This window comes from Hoeflea sp. CAU 1731 (assembly GCF_039888615.1).
Taxonomy (GTDB): Bacteria; Pseudomonadota; Alphaproteobacteria; order Rhizobiales; family Rhizobiaceae; genus Flavimaribacter.
In genome coordinates this window covers 663,986-677,952 of record NZ_JBDQQS010000001.1, presented here as the reverse complement: position 1 = coordinate 677,952, position 13,967 = coordinate 663,986, and the positions used below count along the sequence as shown (strand labels likewise).

The following is a 13,967-nucleotide window of genomic DNA, read 5'->3' as shown; positions in this document are numbered from 1 at the left end:
CTGCGTTATTATATTTCTTTCATTGGCAGGCTACTTGCCGCCGGAAGTTTCCGATGCACATTATTAGGTTGTGGAGGCGAAGAGAGCTTCTTCGACCTCTGTCGTTTCGCATGGGAGGTTGCTGTGCCAGATTATTCTCCGCTCACTTTTCGAGTTCCGGAACCGCCTGTGCGTCCTGGTGGCGAACCAGATTTCTCAAAATTCGACGTTCCCAAAGCAGGCACTGTGAGACGCCCTGAAATTGATAGCGACCCAGATGATATGAAAGATCTGGCGACATCGCTCATCAGGGTCCTGAACCGAAAAGCGGAAGCGGTTGGACCCTGGGCAGGCGACATAAACACAGATCACCTTCTGCATGGCTTGCGCTCGATGATGCGGACGCGCTCCTTTGACGAGCGGATGATGACCTTGCAACGACAAGGCAAGACATCATTCTACATGAAATGCACAGGGGAGGAGGCGATTGCTATCGGCCAGCAACTCGCGCTTTCACCCGGCGACATGAATTTTCCGACTTACCGTCAGCAGGGACTGCTGATTTGTCAGGACTACCCGATCGTCGACATGATCTGTCAGATTCTGTCAAACGAACGGGATCCGTTGCATGGCCGGCAACTTCCGGTGCTCTATTCTGCGCGGGACCACGGATTTTTCACGATTTCAGGGAATCTTGGCACGCAATACATCCATGCGGTCGGTTGGGCGATGGCGTCTGCGATCAAGGGCGACACGAAGATCGCTACCGGCTGGATCGGCGACGGATCCACCGCTGAAAACGATTTCCATGCAGCGCTCGTCAATGCGTCCGTCTATCAGCCGCCGGTCGTTCTCAACATCGTCAACAATCAGTGGGCCATTTCGTCCTATCAGGGTATTGCCGGCGGGGATCTGGCGACGTTCGCCGAAAGAGCGCTTGGATACGGAATTCCTTCTTTGCGCGTCGACGGCAATGACTTCATAGCCGTGCACCAGGTCTCCAAATGGGCCATTGAACGGGCCCGGCGGAATCTTGGACCAACACTCATCGAGTGGGTTACCTATCGGGTGGCGCCACATTCGACTTCGGATGATCCGAGCAAATACAGGCCGAGAGAAGAGTCGGCGGCCTGGCCACTGGGCGATCCGATCCTGAGGTTGAAGAACCATCTGATACAGCGCGGACTCTGGAGCGAGGAACGACACAAGCAGGCGGAAGCCGAATTCGATGAAGAGATGCGGCTGACGGCAAAGGAGGCGGAACGTTTCGGGGTCATGGGAGAGGGGGCCAGCAATCGCGACATCTTCGAAGACGTATATAAGGAGATGCCTCCGCACCTACGCAAACAACGCCAGGAGCTTGGGGTCTAGCCATGGCGCAGATGTCTATGATCGAGGCGATTCGAAGCGCCATGGATGTGATGCTGGCACGTGATGAGAACGTCGTGGTGTTTGGCGAGGATGTCGGTTACTTCGGTGGCGTGTTCCGATGCACCGCCGGATTGCAGGAGAAATATGGCTCTTCGCGCGTATTTGACAGTCCGATCAACGAGAGCGGCATTGTCGGCGCCGGTATCGGAATGGCGGCTTATGGCTTGCGCCCCTGCGTTGAAGTGCAGTTCGCGGACTATATCTATCCCGCTTACGACCAGATAGTTTCGGAGGCGGCGCGGATGCGTTACCGGTCCGCTGGTCAATTCACGGCGCCGATGACGATCAGAAGCCCCTGTGGCGGCGGTATTTTCGGTGGACAGACTCACAGTCAGAGCCCGGAAGCCCTTTTCACCCATGTTTCCGGATTGAAGACCATCGTTCCATCGACGCCATACGATGCGAAAGGTCTTCTGATATCTGCGATCGAAGATGATGATCCGGTTATCTTTCTTGAGCCCAAGCGCCTGTACAATGGCCCGTTCGATGGTCACCCGGACCGTCCGGCGCAAAGCTGGGCGGGACATCCGCAGGGTGAGGTGCCTGAGGATCACTACACCGTACCCATCGGCAAGGCGCGTCTGGTGCGGGATGGCTCGGACGCCACGATAGTAACCTACGGGACCATGTGCTTTGTCGCCGAAGCAGCGGCGAGCGAGACCGGTATCGACGCCGAAATAGTCGATTTGCGAACCTTGCTTCCCCTCGACATTGATACAATCGTCAATTCGATCCGGAAGACGGGGCGTTGCATGATCTTGCATGAGGCGACCCGCACCTCCGGTTTCGGGGCCGAGCTCTCCGCGCAGATCCAGGAAGAGTGCTTCTACAACCTTGAGGCTCCTATCGTACGTGTCACAGGCTGGGACACGCCTTATCCACACGCACAGGAATGGCACTATTTCCCCGGGCCGGAGCGGGTCGGTCGTGAACTTGAGAACCTGATGGAGGCAGCGACATGAGCCGGCGTTCCGTGAAAATGCCGGATGTCGGCGAGGGTATTACAGAGGTAGAGATCGTCGAATGGTCCGTTGAGGTTGGCGACGCCGTTCGTGAAGACGACATTCTCGCGTCCGTCATGACCGACAAGGCGACAGTGGAAATTCCAACGCCAGTGGATGGCAGGATCGTTTCATTGAATGGAGAGGTTGGTCAGCTGACGCCGGTGGGAACGGTCATCGCCGTCATAGAGACTGTAGACGATTCCAGCGATCAGGCGACTGGCGAGGATGAAGAAGAGACATCCAAAGAAGACCTACAGGTCTCTGTCGGAAAAGAGGAGGCTAAGAAGCCTGTCAGATCGGCTGAAACTAAAGAGGTAATATCCGAGCAGGCAAGCGTTCCGCGCCCGAAACTGTTTCATGAGCCGGGTCCTGCGCTAGCGCAAGTACGGTTGCCTCGACCGGAAGGTGAGAAACCCGTTGCATCGCCCAGCGTGCGTAAACGCGCCATGGACGCCGGCATTCGGCTGGCTTACGTCCGCGGCTCAGGTCCGGCGGGCCGGATTCTACATGAAGATCTGGATGCGTTCATTGCTGGCGAAGGAACTGTCGCAACGCGTACCGGAGCCAAGCCGAACACGAGCGTCAGGGAGCACGCCATCGTCGGGTTGCGTCGTCGTATCGCGGAACGCATGCAGGACGCAGTCCGCCGCATCCCGCACCTAACCTATGTCGATGAGGTCGACATGACCGAGTTGGAATCCCTGCGTCACCATATGAATGACCGCCGCAAGGGGGATCAACCGCGTCTGACAGTTCTTCCGTTTCTGATGATTGCCATTGTGCATGCACTTAAAGCTTATCCGAAGTTCAGCGCTCACTTCGATGACGATGCGGGAATTGTCCATGAATTCGGCGCGGCGCATATCGGAATGGCGACACAGACGGATTCAGGACTGATGGTCCCGGTTGTTCGGCACGTCGAGGCTTCCGACATCTGGTCGATCGCAGGCGAAATCAGTCGATTGTCTTCTGCGGCGCGGGACGGGTCTATAAAACGCGACGAGCTTACCGGATCGACCATAACGATTTCAAGTCTCGGCCAGATTGGTGGAATTGTCAGTACGCCGGTCATCAACAGTCCCGAGGTCGCCGTTGTCGGCGTCAACAAGATCGTTCAGCGACCCGTTTATGTTGATGGCGTTCTGGTTCCCCGAAAGATCATGAATCTGTCTTCCTCTTTCGATCATCGCATCATCGATGGTTGGGACGCAGCACAGTTCATTCAGCATATAAAGCAATCGCTGGAACACCCGGCGACCCTGTTCATGGAGCAGTAGTATGGAACGGATATCCTGCGAAGTGCTCGTTCTCGGCGCCGGACCAGGCGGATATGTGGCGGCGATCCGAGCTGCGCAACTTGGTCTCGATACCGTAATTGTGGAGAAAGGCAGGACAGGGGGAACCTGCCTGAATGTCGGTTGCGTGCCGTCCAAAGCCCTTATCCATGCCGCAGATGAGTATTATGCAGCAGCAGGAGCGAAAGGCGGCAACAGCATCGGCATTCGTGTCGAAAACGCCTCTCTTGACTGGTCAAAGACACTGAACTGGAAGGACGGCGTCGTCAGCGGGCTCAACAGGGGCGTTGATGGCCTGTTGAAGAAATCCGGTGCCAGGATGATCGCAGGCGCGGGACGCATGGTCGATGGCAAGAATTGCATGGTGGAAACGGATGACGGCGATGTGCGCATTACCGCGAAAAACGTTATCCTTGCGCCTGGCTCCACGCCGGTGGAATTGCCCGGTTTGCCATTCGGAGGCGCGGTGATCTCATCCACGGAGGCCTTATCGCTTGAAAGTATTCCTGGAAAACTTGCCGTTGTTGGCGGCGGATATATTGGCCTGGAACTCGGAACCGCCTTTGCAAAACTGGGCACCGAGGTGATTATCATCGAAGCGACAGACCAACTGTTGCCTCAGTATGATCAGGCACTGTCAGTTCCTGTCGCAAAACGCCTGGAAGATCTCGGGGCCTCCGTTCATCTCAATAGTCGTGCGCGCGGACTTGCAGAAAATGGCGCAAAACTGGCAATCGAAACGGAGGGCGAGGGTACTTCGCAAATTTCCGTCGACAAAGTTCTCGTAACTGTTGGTCGGAAACCGAATCTGCAGGATTGGGGGCTCGAGGAACTGCAACTCGACATGTCGGGAGACTGTATCCTTGTAGATGAGACCTGCAGAACCTCCATGACAGGCGTTTACGCGATTGGCGATGTAACCGGAGAGCCGATGCTGGCTCATAGAGCCATGGCGCAGGCAGAGGTGGCGGTCGAGGTGATAGCAGGCAAAAAGCGCGTTTTCGACCCGGTATCGGTTCCTGCAATTTGCTTTACTGACCCGGAAATTGTCAGCGTGGGTCTACTTCCAGAGCAGGTCAAACAGAAAGGTAACGACATTGTGGTCGCCAATTTTCCTCTATCGGCCAACAGCCGGGCTATCACGCTGGAAAGTCGGACCGGTTTCGTTCGCATTGTAGCCCGCAAGGACAACGGAATGGTTCTGGGTATCCAGGCCGTGGGAAAACAAGTATCGGAACTCTCGGCGTCGTTTTCGCTGGCTCTCGAGATGGGAGCGTGCCTGGAAGACATTGCACGCACAATCCATGCACACCCTACGCAAAGCGAGGCCTTGCCAGAAGCGGCCATGATGGCGCTCGGCAGAGGGCTGCATATTTGAACCAACGCCATCGCGTTCAATGGAGTTTCTAATCGGTAATCCTGTTGATGGTCCTGACGATTGATCTGGCGTCATATGGTTTTTGCAATACCGGCGCCTCGGGAAACTGTTTGACCACGGCGGCGGTCTCGCCGTAGCCGGTCGTAAAGGCGAATGGAATACGGCGCCTTTTCAGTTCCTGTGCCACCGCTTCGGAGGTTTCCGTTCCCAGATTGACGTCCAGCACCGAAACCGTCGGAATGAAACGGTCAATTTTCTCGATCGCGTCTGACACTGTGGCTGATGTCACGAAATCACTGACGCCTGCATCTCTCAGGATCTGTTCGATGTCCATCGCGATCAGCATCTGATCTTCAACGATTAATACCCGCGCAGCGGATATATCTCCATCCGGTGTTTCGATGTCCGCTGGATTAACTGAGTGTTTGAGGCCGATCGTGTCCGCCTCTTCGCCCATAGTCACAAAACGGGCAGGAATGAGCAAGCGGGCTGAAACACCCTCCGAAGAGTAATCGACGTTGCTTTCCCCGCCAAGATCGTAAGGAATGCTGCGCTCGACCAAAACCGTACCGAAACCTCGATGTTGAGGCGCGCGCGCCTCCGGTCCGCCGCTTTCTTTCCATTCGATGACGCAGTTTCCGGCACCATCAGTTTTCCAATGAATGCGGAGTTCTCCGCCGGATGTGGACAAGGAGCCGTACTTGACGGCGTTTGTCAGCAGTTCGTGAAGCACAAGCGCCATGACTGAGAACGAACGCGCATCAAGCAGAATATCCGGACCACTCACGTCAAATGTGGATTCAAGAGATTGAAAGGGTGTCAGCTCCGTTCTGACCAATTGCATCAGAGCGCCCCCGCCATCGCCTCGTATTATCTGGTCGTGGGCGGTCGCCAGCGCTTGCACGCGTCCTCTGAGGGCAGTCACATACTGGTCTATGGTTTGTCCCACGTCAGAGGGTTGAGCTATGACAGAATTGATCACCGCCAGAATGTTCTTTACCCGGTGATTGAGCTCCTGATTAAGCATGCGCTGACGCACATCAGCCTTGGCCCGCTCGTCAACCAGCAATTCATTATGGTGAAGAACGACTTCGGCGAGCGCAGTTCGCGTCGCTTCGGCGATTTCCAGTTCCTCGTCGGTCCATGGAAGGGACTGCCGATGCACTGTTTGCTTCCAGATGTCGAAACTGGAGCGTGGCGTTAGTCGGTCTCCCATGGGACCGCTCTCATAGGTCTTTTGCGGATTTCCCGCCCAGTTCAAAGTCCTGACCATCTCGCGTCTAAAGAAAAACAGGTAGTCGCGAGGCCGTTGTGAGAGTGGAACAATAAGTATTCCGGAGACGTCGGCGGCGTAGTCGACTGCTTCCGGAATATCATTTGAAATCTGGTTTGTTTCCCAGACGGCGGCCTCAGAGACCTTCTTCGCGAAATTCACGAGCGTTGGAATATGTTTTTCAGAAGGGGTGTATCCCTGAAAAGTCCAGCTTCCGTTCAGCCATATGCCGGCCCCATCGCAGGGTATCAGGCGGGCGAAGTCGTCGATGCTATCGCGAATGACCGCATCGATATCCTGGGCTCGAACTGCGAGCCGGAGGAACCTGTCCAGTGACTGGCGGGCGTCCGTGGCCGCCTCAAGCAATTTGGTCTGTTTCAATGCGCTGAGGTGAAGAGAGAAGAAATCGCCGAACATTTCAGCGGCGACGCGTTGAGCCATCGTCAAGACCCGAGGCGAATAATGATGGCAGGCAATCAAACCCCATAACTCGTCGTCTACGATAATGGAAATCGACATTGATGCAGCAACGCCCATATTTCGCAAATACTCGCAGTGAATAGGCGAGACGCTGCGGAGATGAGCGAACGAAAGGTCGAGTGGCTTATCGGATGCATCGAAAACCGGATTTACAGCCACCGGCATGAAATTAGCGTCTGAAATCACGCGTATCGTATTTTGTAGATAGAGCTTCCTTGCTTGCTGTGGAATATCAGACGCCGGAAAATACTGGCCAAGAAAACTCTCGAGATGTTCGCGTTTGGATTCGCTTATGACTTGCCCCGATCCGTCATGCATGAAGCTGTAGATCATGACACGGTCGTATCCAAGCAGCGCCTGGAGAAGGCGCGCGACATGTTTGACGACGTTGTCGATGTTGTCTATCGATGAGATGCGGCCGATAAGCTCTCTTGCCAGCTCGAGCGGTTGTGTCGGATCCGAGAGTTGCGGCTCGAATTCAAGAATACAGTTTCCTTCGAACCTGTGAACGGCGATATCAAAGCTGCGCCCGGATTGGAGTGCTGTATCGAAAAGAAGGGCTGGGCGCGACGGATCGTTTGTGCGATTGAGCGCATTTCGGACCGCGTGCGTGGCCTCGCTGCCGAGGATATCGGCGAGAGGTTTTCCGTTAATTTCTTTATCGACACCAAGCATATCAGCGGTGTTTTGCGAATGACGGAGTACGGTGTCGGCAATCCCGTCGCAGGCGATCAGGCAGCCATGCGGCTGAATGCTTCCCGGAATGTGGATCGGCTCGCGATCGCAATTTGTAAGGTCAACGCTGATTTGCCGGCTCATTTCGGACCTGCGAATGCGTTGTAAGCAATACTGAAGAGATTATTGGCTGAAGCAATAGCGACAGAGATGTCTATATCCGACTGTTCCAGCAGCGCGAGAAAGTCTGGCCAACGTGTTTTGTCCACGGACTGGAGAGACAAATGGCTTGCGCCATACCTCGATCCAAGCCCAAGCGCCAATGCGTCCCGATAGAGTATACGCGCTCCCATATTTGAGCCTTCGATCACGTAGAGTGAACCCAACAGCGAACTTCTGTCGGGTGTCGCCAAGGGCGCGGTCGAACGGCCTTGAGTGGGCTCAGCCACGTTCAGGTCGACCATGTCGCTGCGGATGGCGTCGAGTAACGTCAGTGGTCTCCAGTCGCAGGCTTCGTCGAGCAGTTTTTCGCCTCCTTTAAAGTGCTCTTCGATATGTTTTCGAAAGAGATACTGTCCGGCAAGATAGCGTCGATAAAGGTCGAGCGTGGCGAATTTCACAATGCTGTCGTCGAGTTGCTCGTGAGACTTTGCTGTGCCGTCTCGAAGGGCGAAACGGTGGCTGATCTTAACAGGTGGTGACGGTGTTATGTATATATTCAATAGTTGATTTAGATATGCTGGAACTGTTTCGGGCCTAGCTCTAGGGAGATATTTACGCGAAAGAATAAACAGTCAATACGGGGAATGCTATAAACTTTGTTAATATGGCTCCAAGCGTTTAGGTTATTATGAATCCAGGAGCAGCAGTGCTGGCAGAAGATTCTCTGAAAAGGTTTGGTCCAAGTAGAGGCGTCAACAACCTTAAATGTTGGTTCTCTCAAGCAACTGCAAGCAATTCTGCCTTGCAGGGCTGAAAAATTAAACTTGCGTAGCTTCAATAAGCGCATCGAGTGCAGTTTGTACCGTGGCGAGACGAATGGCCTCTCTTGCAATATCTCCGCAGCGCAGAACCTTGTGACATATAAGCCCCGACTTTCCTGCGACCGCCATATGAACGAGGCCCACCGGTTTTTCGGCGGATCCCCCACCGGGGCCTGCAATGCCGGTAACACTGACCGCGAAGTCGGCGCGAGATCGGGAAACTGCGCCCAGCGCCATTTCTTCGGCAGTTTGTCGGGACACGGCGCCGAACCGGTCAAGGGTGGCTTCTGATACCCCCAGCATGTCCTTTTTCGCCTGGTTTGAATAGGTAACGAACCCGCGATCAAAAACTGCTGACGATCCTGGAATATCGGTAATCGCAGCGGCGATCATCCCGCCTGTGCAGGATTCCGCTGTTGCAACAAGCAGGCCAACTGTTTTGCATGCGTCAACGAGCCTCTCAGCCTTGTCGAATGTTGACATCATGACGCGTTGTCGGAATAGACGACGGTTGCAGTAGCGATGGCGGCGATGCCTTCGGAGCGTCCCACGAAGCCCAACTTTTCATTCGTTGTCGCTTTCACGGAGCAACGGTCGATGTCGATCTCAAGGATTTCGGACAATTTCTTGCGCATGGCGTTGCGATGTGGACATATGCGTGGCGCCTCACAAATCAACGATACATCCGCATTGCGGATGTGGCCGCCTTTTCCTCGAACAATACCAGCCGCATGTTCAAGGAAGATATGAGAGGCGGCGCCTTTCCACCTGGGGTCGGTTGGAGGGAAGTGATCGCCGATATCTCCAGCCCCGCAAGTTGCAAGCAGCGCGTCAGTCAATGCATGAAGCGCGACGTCGGCGTCGGAGTGTCCGGACAACGCCTGGTCGTGTTCAATAAATACTCCGCATAGCATAACGCCATTGCCCGGCTTCAAGGCATGTACGTCATAACCGTTTCCGGTGCGAACATCGGGCAGGTCGAATACGGGTTGGTTCGCTGACAGTTTGGCGTCCGCCATCGCAATGTCCTGTGCAGTCGTCAGTTTGACGTTGTCGCGGAGACCTTCCACGATATCCACGGGAATACCCGCCCATTCCGCAATGCTGCAGTCATCCGTGAATTCAATTTCCGGTTTTTCGGCTGCACGTCGATGTGCGTCAAGTATTCTGTTGTACTCGAAACACTGAGGCGTTTGCGCTCCGTAGATCCCGATTCTGGATAGCGTGCACTCCACGCGCTTGCCGTCGGGGGATTTTTTCAAAGTATCAGTTACCGGCAGTGCAGGCAGCAGGGCGGCGGCGCCGGCGCCCAGTGCATCGGAAAGCCCGTCGATAAATTCCCCGGTCAAAAATGGGCGGACGCCGTCGTGAATCATCACATGGCTCATCCCAAGTCCCTCGAGGGCCTTCAGGCCGCAAAGCACGGACGCCTGTCTTGTCTGGGCGCCTGTCACCACGACCATTTTCTCGGGCGCCGGCACAAACTGCAACAAGGCGTCATACAAATCCCTGTCCTCAGGATGTATGACAACGACAATGGTCTCGATTTGAGCCGACGTGATGAATGGTTCGAGCGTCCAGGCGAGTACGGGACGGTTGCCGATCGGTCGATACTGCTTGGGGCCTTCGATGGACCAGCCTGCGCGCTCTCCACGACCGGCGGCGACAATTACCGCAGCGATTGCATTCATTTTCAACAAATTGCCCGTTTTGGTTTCAGCATGGATTGCACTGTTCCTTCGTTGCCGTTTCTATAAACAGCTTTCGCTGATTTATCTTGCAATTTTCTACTGATTGCTTAAAAAAAATGCATGTTTTGTCGCTGCCTCAAAAGTCCGCAATCTTAATGATCGATAGCCCCTTATCCATCGGGCCGGTGCAGATTCGCAATCGATGCATTCTGGCGCCCATGTCCGGCGTAACCGATTTGCCCTTCAGGCAGTTGGCCTGGAGGTATGGCGCAGGACTCGTCGTGACCGAAATGATTGCGAGTCGCGAGCTTGTCTGCAGCCGATCAGAATCATGGTCAAGGCTGAAAGGAACCGGGATCCGTCCGCACATGGTGCAGCTCGCCGGACGCGAGGCCAGATGGATGGCTGAAGCTGCAAAAATCGTCGAAGCCAATGGCGCTGATGTCATTGATATCAACATGGGTTGCCCTGCGAAAAAAGTAACGGGCGGGTATTCCGGATCGGCGCTAATGCGGGATCTTGACCATGCGCTTAGCCTCATCGACGCAACGGTCAATGCAGTTTCGTTGCCTGTAACTCTGAAGATGCGTCTTGGCTGGGACGAAAACAGCATCAATGCCCCGGAACTTGCACGCCGCGCTGAAGACGCCGGTGTTCAAATGATCACTGTGCATGGCCGAACGCGTAATCAGTTCTATGAGGGCAGGGCAGACTGGAACGCAATTGCCAAGGTGCGAGAGACCACAACGCTTCCTTTGGTCGCCAATGGCGACGTTCATACACTTGAAGACGTCGGCGCTATCATGAGAATGAGCGGCGCCGATGCGGTGATGATCGGTCGCGCAGCGCAGGGACGTCCCTGGCATATTGGCGCGTTGCTTGGTCGCGATGACGTTCCGAATGACCCAGGCGATATCGTCGCGCTCGTTACTGAACATTACGAAATGACGCTTGAACATTATGGACAGGCTTTTGGCGTTCGCCACTTCAGGAAGCATCTAGGCTGGTATCTTGATCGTCATGCGAGCGACTGCAATTCGGACCTGCGCGCTCAGATCATGACCGGATACGATCCGTCTGTTGTAGTCGAGTGTTTTCGACGCGCAATCACAGTGCGGGCGGATAACATGGATCGGGAGGCGGCATGAGCGATCGCGATGTGTTGGACGAAAATACAGATATGGATCAGGCCAAGTTTGTTCTCAACGCGATACGTCATCCGGTCATCATGATCGATGATGACGATTTCATCATATTTGCAAACTGGGAGGCAGAGTCCTTTTTCGGCGCAAGCGGCAACTACCTCTCCCGACACAAAATCGATTCCTATATTCCCTTCGGCAGTCCGCTGCTTGCGCTCATCGAGCAGGTGCGCGAAAGGCGCGCGCCAGTCAATGAATATAGGGTAGACGTCAGTTCCCCAAAACTTGATGGAGACAGGCTGGTGGATATTTATGTTGCGCCAGTTACCGAACAGAGCGGATCGATCGTCATCCTCTTCCAGGAACGATCCATGGCCGACAAAATTGATCGGCAATTGACCCATCGCGCGGCCGCCCGTTCAGTAACCGGTCTGGCTTCCATGCTTGCCCACGAAATAAAGAACCCTTTGTCCGGGATCAGAGGCGCGGCGCAACTGCTCGAATCATCGGTCAATGATGAAGACAGGCCATTGACCCGTCTCATTCGTGACGAAACGGATCGCATCGTGTCCCTGGTCGATCGGATGGAAATTTTTTCTGATGAAAGACCGGTCGACCGCGAGGCAGTCAACATTCACTCCGTTCTTGACCGGGTCAAGGCGATCGCGCTGGCCGGCTTTGCGCAAAACATAAAGATCAAAGAACAATACGATCCATCTCTGCCGTCCGTGTACGCCAATAGAGACCAACTCATTCAGGTGTTTCTCAACCTCATCAAAAACGCCTGTGAAGCACTCGGCACCCAACCTGGTGGAGAAGTGCTTTTGACGACGGCTTTTCGTCCAGGCATGCGACTGTCCGTTCCAGGCTCCCGCGAGAAGGTTTCTCTGCCGCTCGAATTCTGCGTGCAGGACAACGGACCGGGCGTGCCGTCAGACATCCTGCCGCACCTCTTTGATCCGTTCATTACGACGAAGATAAACGGATCTGGCCTCGGGCTGGCGCTCGTTGCCAAAATAGTGGGGGATCATGGCGGAATCGTTGAATGCGATTGCCACTCAAACAGGACAATTTTCCGCATTCTTATGCCAGCTTCCAGCAATCCGCCTACCTCGACAAAGGAAGAGACTCAATGAGCAAGGCCACGATTCTCGTTGCCGACGATGACGCCGCCATCAGGACCGTTGTTAACCAGGCGCTCTCTCGCGCCGGGTATGAAGTGCGCGTAACATCCAATGCAGCAACCCTTTGGCGCTGGGTTGCAGCTGGAGACGGCGATCTCGTCATAACCGACGTAGTTATGCCTGACGAAAATGCTTTCGACCTCCTGCCGCGCATCAAAAAGGCGCGACCCGACTTGCCGGTGCTTGTCATGAGCGCGCAGAACACTTTCATGACGGCCATCAAGGCGTCGGAGCGCGGCGCCTACGAGTATCTGCCAAAACCGTTCGATCTGACAGAGCTCATCGCGATTGTCGGTAGAGCGCTTTCGGAGCCGAAGAAGGTAGCGGCGGACGCCAATGCAGATTCCGGGGAGGGGATGCCCCTTGTCGGTCGCTCAGCGGCCATGCAGGAGATTTACCGGGTGCTTGCCCGTCTCATGCAGACCGACCTGACGTTGATGATTACTGGGGAGTCGGGAACGGGTAAAGAACTGGTGGCCCGGGCGCTACATGACTACGGCAAACGGCGAAACGGTCCGTTCGTCGCAATTAACATGGCCGCAATTCCGCGGGACCTCATCGAATCAGAGCTTTTCGGGCACGAGAAAGGAGCTTTCACCGGAGCGCAAACGCGCTCAAGCGGCCGGTTCGAGCAGGCAGAGGGAGGGACGCTCTTTCTCGATGAGATAGGCGATATGCCGATGGACGCCCAGACCCGGCTCCTGCGCGTTTTGCAGCAGGGCGAGTATACGACTGTTGGCGGCAGAACCCCAATACCGACCGACGTTCGGATCGTTGCGGCGACCAACAAGGATTTAAAAACGTCGATCAATCAGGGTTTGTTTCGAGAGGACCTTTACTATCGGCTCAATGTGGTGCCGCTGCGGTTGCCTCCGCTCAGGGACAGGGCGGAAGATATTCCTGATCTGGTTCGCCATTTCAGCAAGGAAGCCTCCAAAGAAGGTCTTTCCGCCAAAACATTTGAGAACGCCGCGTTCGAACAGCTCAAAAGATATCCGTGGCCAGGAAATGTGCGCGAACTGGAAAATTTCATTCGTCGCATCACAGCGCTCTACCCGCAGGACATTATTACGTCGGAGATCGTTGAAGCGGAAGTCAAGAATGAAATCCAGGGAGATGTCTCCAGTTCCGTTGACAGTATGCCGGGTCCGATGACCATCGGACAATCGGTGGAGGAGAACATGCGCCGGTATTTTACTGAATTTGGCGACGATCTTCCGCCGCCGGGTTTGTATCATCGCGTGCTGGAGGAAGTTGAATATCCTCTGGTGCTTGCCGCCCTTTCCGCCACGCACGGCAACCAGATCCGCGCCGCAGAACTTCTTGGCCTGAACAGAAACACCTTGCGTAAAAAAATTCGTGAACTCGGTGTTTCGGTCTATCGTTCGCCGCGAACTTCCTGATAAGGAAGATAGCCCAAAATCCGCGTTCTACCAATGATCGGTTCATACT

The 13,967-nt window shown here is 54.9% G+C and carries 11 protein-coding genes; 7 read left to right on the top strand and 4 right to left on the bottom strand.

All coding sequences use genetic code 11. The annotated features are described in order from the left end of the window. Positions 1 to 123 precede the first annotated feature (123 nt). Genes AAFN47_RS03230 through lpdA form a run of 4 tightly spaced genes read left to right on the top strand, consistent with a single transcriptional unit; the run spans position 124 to position 5,087 of the window. Complete coding sequence (locus tag AAFN47_RS03230) at positions 124 to 1,350, top strand: thiamine pyrophosphate-dependent enzyme (RefSeq protein ID WP_499807761.1); 1,227 nt, start codon at positions 124 to 126, stop codon at positions 1,348 to 1,350. 2 nt (positions 1,351 to 1,352) lie between these two features. Next, positions 1,353 to 2,372, top strand: a complete 1,020-nt coding sequence (locus AAFN47_RS03225; protein WP_499807760.1) for an alpha-ketoacid dehydrogenase subunit beta — start codon at positions 1,353 to 1,355, stop codon at positions 2,370 to 2,372. Next, positions 2,369 to 3,691: a dihydrolipoamide acetyltransferase family protein gene (locus AAFN47_RS03220; RefSeq protein WP_499807759.1), complete on the top strand. Its 1,323-nt coding sequence runs from the start codon at positions 2,369 to 2,371 to the stop codon at positions 3,689 to 3,691. Before AAFN47_RS03225 ends, AAFN47_RS03220 begins: the two co-directional genes overlap by 4 nt. Position 3,692: 1 nt before the next feature. Then, positions 3,693 to 5,087, top strand: a complete 1,395-nt coding sequence (gene lpdA, locus AAFN47_RS03215) for a dihydrolipoyl dehydrogenase (protein ID WP_499807758.1) — start codon at positions 3,693 to 3,695, stop codon at positions 5,085 to 5,087. A 28-nt stretch (positions 5,088 to 5,115) separates the two neighbouring features. Here the strand turns inward: lpdA and AAFN47_RS03210 are convergent, their stop codons facing one another. The 4 genes from AAFN47_RS03210 to AAFN47_RS03195 all read right to left on the bottom strand — a co-directional run bounded on the left by AAFN47_RS03210 (position 5,116) and on the right by AAFN47_RS03195 (position 10,189). Continuing rightward, a complete protein-coding gene (locus AAFN47_RS03210) occupies positions 5,116 to 7,659 on the bottom strand; it encodes an HWE histidine kinase domain-containing protein (protein WP_499807757.1) in 2,544 nt (847 codons plus the stop codon). Beyond that, a complete protein-coding gene (locus tag AAFN47_RS03205; protein WP_499807756.1) occupies positions 7,656 to 8,135 on the bottom strand; it encodes a biliverdin-producing heme oxygenase in 480 nt (159 codons plus the stop codon). Before AAFN47_RS03205 ends, AAFN47_RS03210 begins: the two co-directional genes overlap by 4 nt. 360 nt (positions 8,136 to 8,495) lie before the next feature. Continuing rightward, complete coding sequence (locus AAFN47_RS03200) at positions 8,496 to 8,984, bottom strand: CinA family protein (protein ID WP_499807755.1); 489 nt, start codon at positions 8,982 to 8,984, stop codon at positions 8,496 to 8,498. Continuing rightward, positions 8,981 to 10,189: a bifunctional 2-C-methyl-D-erythritol 4-phosphate cytidylyltransferase/2-C-methyl-D-erythritol 2,4-cyclodiphosphate synthase gene (locus AAFN47_RS03195; RefSeq protein WP_499807754.1), complete on the bottom strand. Its 1,209-nt coding sequence runs from the start codon at positions 10,187 to 10,189 to the stop codon at positions 8,981 to 8,983. The genes AAFN47_RS03200 and AAFN47_RS03195 overlap by 4 nt, the downstream gene beginning before the upstream one ends. 155 nt (positions 10,190 to 10,344) lie before the next feature. On the opposite strand from AAFN47_RS03195, the gene dusB reads away from it, so the two are divergent. The 3 genes from dusB to ntrC are packed head-to-tail and all read left to right on the top strand — an operon-like array spanning position 10,345 to position 13,918. Continuing rightward, positions 10,345 to 11,337 carry a tRNA dihydrouridine synthase DusB gene (gene dusB, locus AAFN47_RS03190; protein WP_499807753.1) on the top strand — a complete coding sequence of 331 codons (993 nt, stop codon included), beginning with the start codon at positions 10,345 to 10,347 and terminating at the stop codon, positions 11,335 to 11,337. Further along, positions 11,334 to 12,467 carry a two-component system sensor histidine kinase NtrB gene (locus AAFN47_RS03185; RefSeq protein WP_499807752.1) on the top strand — a complete coding sequence of 378 codons (1,134 nt, stop codon included), beginning with the start codon at positions 11,334 to 11,336 and terminating at the stop codon, positions 12,465 to 12,467. Before dusB ends, AAFN47_RS03185 begins: the two co-directional genes overlap by 4 nt. Then, positions 12,464 to 13,918, top strand: a complete 1,455-nt coding sequence (ntrC, locus tag AAFN47_RS03180) for a nitrogen regulation protein NR(I) (protein WP_499807751.1) — start codon at positions 12,464 to 12,466, stop codon at positions 13,916 to 13,918. The genes AAFN47_RS03185 and ntrC overlap by 4 nt, the downstream gene beginning before the upstream one ends. Positions 13,919 to 13,967 lie beyond the last annotated feature (49 nt).

Coding starts and splice junctions, on each gene's coding strand:
- AAFN47_RS03225 (WP_499807760.1), top strand. CDS start 1,353: ATGGCGCAGATGTCTATGATCGAGGCGATTCGAAGCGCCATGGATGTG.
- AAFN47_RS03220 (WP_499807759.1), top strand. CDS start 2,369: ATGAGCCGGCGTTCCGTGAAAATGCCGGATGTCGGCGAGGGTATTACA.
- lpdA (WP_499807758.1), top strand. CDS start 3,693: ATGGAACGGATATCCTGCGAAGTGCTCGTTCTCGGCGCCGGACCAGGC.
- AAFN47_RS03210 (WP_499807757.1), bottom strand. CDS start 7,659: ATGAGCCGGCAAATCAGCGTTGACCTTACAAATTGCGATCGCGAGCCG.
- AAFN47_RS03200 (WP_499807755.1), bottom strand. CDS start 8,984: ATGATGTCAACATTCGACAAGGCTGAGAGGCTCGTTGACGCATGCAAA.
- AAFN47_RS03195 (WP_499807754.1), bottom strand. CDS start 10,189: ATGAATGCAATCGCTGCGGTAATTGTCGCCGCCGGTCGTGGAGAGCGC.
- dusB (WP_499807753.1), top strand. CDS start 10,345: ATGATCGATAGCCCCTTATCCATCGGGCCGGTGCAGATTCGCAATCGA.
- AAFN47_RS03185 (WP_499807752.1), top strand. CDS start 11,334: ATGAGCGATCGCGATGTGTTGGACGAAAATACAGATATGGATCAGGCC.
- ntrC (WP_499807751.1), top strand. CDS start 12,464: ATGAGCAAGGCCACGATTCTCGTTGCCGACGATGACGCCGCCATCAGG.